Genomic DNA, 3,250 nt, shown 5'->3' on the forward strand with positions numbered 1-3,250 from the left:
AGACCTAAATAACAAAGTAACCAAAGAGCAGTTAGATGGCTTGGTTTCCAAAAGCAAAATTGAGTATGCAGTATTTGGCAATAAATTAACGGTAGCGGTTATTACTCTACCAAGCAATTTTAAAGTAACTGGCGAAGCTTCTTGCGTTGATGCGAAAAACTTTAACAAAGAACTTGGCGAGACATACGCGCTCGAAAACGCCATTGAAAAGCTATGGGAGCTTGAAGGTTATTTGTTGGCCGAGCGCTTGCATAGTCGTGCTGAATGGCTTGAGAATCAGACGGGCGACTTGCCAGTTAAATGTACCGCACCCCAAGACTCTGATCACGAATTAACTGAAGATGAAGTCAAACGCCTAAATGAAACCGGCTCGCTATGTGATTGCACTTGGGTTGAGCTTGACGGCACCGAACATCCTATCGAAGAAGGCGACCTTGTTGATTTTGGCACAGCCTTGCACTTAATGGAGCTTGGCGAGCGCGTGCAACGTGAAGGTTGGAACGGTAAAGGCATGTTTGTTTATATCGTGCCAGCAGCAAGTTATCCAGCACAGCGTAACGCTAAAGGCGTGCTGGTAGGCGAATATCCTGATGATATGGTTCCGTATAGCGCTTATATCGCCTTGAAGACTGCTAGTAGCGAAGTGGTGCCATGGACTATCAGCCAGTCAGACGCACTCGCTACAGACTGGTGCCTCGCTTAAATAAAACGCAGTAAAGGACATATCAATGACCATTAGAGCAGCCTTCGGCAATGGCATTATCGCAATGGGCGGTTATGTTGCCACCAAAGCCGCCGCATTATCTGCCTCAGATATCACCACGCCGTCGGTTGTTGAGGTCGTGCCAAAGAATAACGTGTACTTATTTCAAATGGCTGACCCATACCTATTAGTCGGCTTCACAGTTCCCAACTGGCTTGGCGTAGTGTTCTTTGTGATAGCGCTTATCTTTGGCACCATTGCTGGCATGAACCAAGAAACGCCGATTGACGGTAAGTTTAAACGTGCTTATCTCAAGCCGTTTTATAGCTTGTCGTTTGGCATATTGGTGACTTTGTTTATCGTGCCGGCCTTCTACCCTGACGTTACTATCTGGAGTCTTATTGTGCCGGCAGGTTTTTTTGCTGCCATTGGCTCGGTGGTTATCTATTACGTGATTGCCTTCTTTACTGGCGAAAAATTATGGGCGCTTATTAACACAGAGGCTCATAGCTCTGCGCCTGACATGATAAAGTCTGTCTTTGGTTACTTCAAAGGTATCTTGATGGCGTTTATCGGGAGGAGTGATAAATGATCATCTTTAACTTAGAGTTTTTTAATACCTTGCTTGCGCTCATTGGCATTATTGGCTGGAGCTGGGTGTGGTGGTTTGGTAAGTACAAGACAGGTTGCAATGCTCGCATTCAAATAGGTGTGATTTTACTTGGCGTGGTATGGGTGATGTTGTTTTTGGCTGATACCGTTCAGGACTTGGCGCCAACCAGTTTAACCGTGGTCAGTCGAGCGCTGGTACTAATTGGCTTGTGGTGCTGTATGCCACTGCTAAAAAAGCAGGTGGAAACGCTAGATCCCAATGCGCCAGAAGTTAAGATTAAAAAAATACGAATTAAAGGTAAATCATTATGACAAGCCAAGCCGTTACCGATACTGCTATTTTTGCCAAACTGCGTGAGCATCTAGCGCCTACTAAGCTGTCACAGCTGATGGTCGATATCACCAATCAGGCCATGACTGATAACAAGTTTCGCGGCGAACTTATCGAGCGCTTAGAGCTGTCAGTTAAAGAGGTTGAGATTGATGCTGGCAAGCGGCCTTATAATTTGACGATTGAAACACTTAAAAAAGTAGACTCAAGCGTCAATCCAGCGGCGGTAGAGCTGCTATTAAGACTAGGGCCACAGTACGGCATTGTCACCAAGAAGCAGATGTGCGCCTTTATTGCCAACTGCATTCACGAGTCAAGCGCCTTTAATGCTAAGCGTGAGAGCTTTAATTATCGCCCTGAGCGCTTGCGAGCCGTGTTCCCTACGCGGATTAAGTCTGTCGCAGATGCCAGGGCATTGCTGGCAAAAGGGCAGGTCGCTGTTGCGAACTTCTTGTATGGCGGTCGCTATGGTAACAGACCGAATACCAATGACGGTTGGGATTATAGAGGTGGTGGCTGGACCCAAAACACTTTTAGAGCTAATTACTTCATTCTGCAAAACATGACCGGCATTAAGTTTGGTGACAATCCTAAGCTGATTGAAGATATGGAAAATGCGGCCATCGCTGCGATGGAGTTTTGGCGTATCAATGGCTGTAATGAGAAAGCCGAAAAGATTAATACTTACTCAAATGGTTATACGCTCAACACACTAAACAGCAAAGGTGTTGAAACCCGTGACTATAAGATGAATTACGGCGCTCGTATTATCCGCCAAACAGTCAATGGCGGCTTGAATGGTTATACCGATTTTTGCCAAGCGCTTGAGAAGTGTTTGCGGTATCTTTAACTAAAACAGAGTAATCACTATGCCTATCATACTTGCGTTTATCAAAGCGTTTTGGAAACCGATATTAGTCATTACCACGATTATCGTTTTAATCCTATCAGCACGTATCTACGCATCTCGACAATATGATGCTGGCGTGAACGATGCGACCGCCACTTTTCAAGAAAAGCTTAATAAACTTAACGCTGATCAGCAAAAACAAATGGCAGAAGCGTCAAAGCGATACCAAGAGCAAAAAACAATTAGAGATAAAAATCAGGAGATACAGTATGTTGAAGTTGAAAAAATTGTGCAGCAGCCTGTGTATCTTACTGACTGTATTGATGCAGACGGCTTGCGTGAAATTAATAGTGCCGCAGCCAGTAAATAACTTGCCAGCAGACTTAGTGCAGCCATGCGCTGATTTGCGCGTATTGGCTGGCACCAGTGGCAAAGATATCACCTTATGGGCAGTTGATACCGCTAACAAGTATCAGGACTGTAAGGCGCGTCACGGCGCATTAGTTGAGGCTGTGAAAATTGATTAGCTAAAGTTAGCTATGTTTAGCTATGTTTAGCTGCTATAATATCATTGTAGGCTTTGCCGCCGTGTGCGAAAACTCGAGTAAAGTAACGCAGAAAAAGCTAATAAAGCCCATCATTAATTTGGTGGGCTTTTTTATTTGCCAAAAATTTGCGTTCATGAACGCAAGAACGCAAGAACGCAAATGAACGCAAATGAACGCAAATGAACGCAAATGAACGCAAATGAACG

General features: G+C 44.8%; 6 protein-coding genes. All 6 read left to right on the forward strand.

The features are described 5' to 3' along the window. Positions 1-703, forward strand: a 703-nt coding sequence (locus V7D75_RS10530) for a Gp49 family protein (protein ID WP_333614525.1), incomplete at its 5' end; no start/stop codon positions are given. A 25-nt stretch (positions 704-728) separates the two neighbouring features. Then, positions 729-1,295, forward strand: a complete 567-nt coding sequence (locus tag V7D75_RS10535) for a hypothetical protein (RefSeq protein WP_333614526.1) — start codon at positions 729-731, stop codon at positions 1,293-1,295. Further along, positions 1,292-1,627: a hypothetical protein gene (locus V7D75_RS10540; RefSeq protein WP_333614527.1), complete on the forward strand. Its 336-nt coding sequence runs from the start codon at positions 1,292-1,294 to the stop codon at positions 1,625-1,627. The genes V7D75_RS10535 and V7D75_RS10540 overlap by 4 nt, the downstream gene beginning before the upstream one ends. Beyond that, entirely contained in the window at positions 1,624-2,496 is an 873-nt protein-coding gene (locus V7D75_RS10545; RefSeq protein WP_333614528.1) for a glycoside hydrolase family 19 protein, read from the forward strand. The genes V7D75_RS10540 and V7D75_RS10545 overlap by 4 nt, the downstream gene beginning before the upstream one ends. 19 nt (positions 2,497-2,515) lie before the next feature. Then, positions 2,516-2,866 (forward strand): hypothetical protein, encoded by a 351-nt coding sequence (locus V7D75_RS10550; protein ID WP_333614529.1) that lies wholly within the window; start codon positions 2,516-2,518, stop codon positions 2,864-2,866. Beyond that, a complete protein-coding gene (locus tag V7D75_RS10555; protein ID WP_333614530.1) occupies positions 2,847-3,023 on the forward strand; it encodes a hypothetical protein in 177 nt (58 codons plus the stop codon). The genes V7D75_RS10550 and V7D75_RS10555 overlap by 20 nt, the downstream gene beginning before the upstream one ends. Positions 3,024-3,250: the final 227 nt, after the last annotated feature.

This window comes from Psychrobacter sp., assembly GCF_036731945.1.
Lineage (GTDB): Bacteria > Pseudomonadota > Gammaproteobacteria > Pseudomonadales > Moraxellaceae > Psychrobacter.

Coding starts and splice junctions, on each gene's coding strand:
- V7D75_RS10535 (WP_333614526.1), top strand. CDS start 729: ATGACCATTAGAGCAGCCTTCGGCAATGGCATTATCGCAATGGGCGGT.
- V7D75_RS10540 (WP_333614527.1), top strand. CDS start 1,292: ATGATCATCTTTAACTTAGAGTTTTTTAATACCTTGCTTGCGCTCATT.
- V7D75_RS10545 (WP_333614528.1), top strand. CDS start 1,624: ATGACAAGCCAAGCCGTTACCGATACTGCTATTTTTGCCAAACTGCGT.
- V7D75_RS10550 (WP_333614529.1), top strand. CDS start 2,516: ATGCCTATCATACTTGCGTTTATCAAAGCGTTTTGGAAACCGATATTA.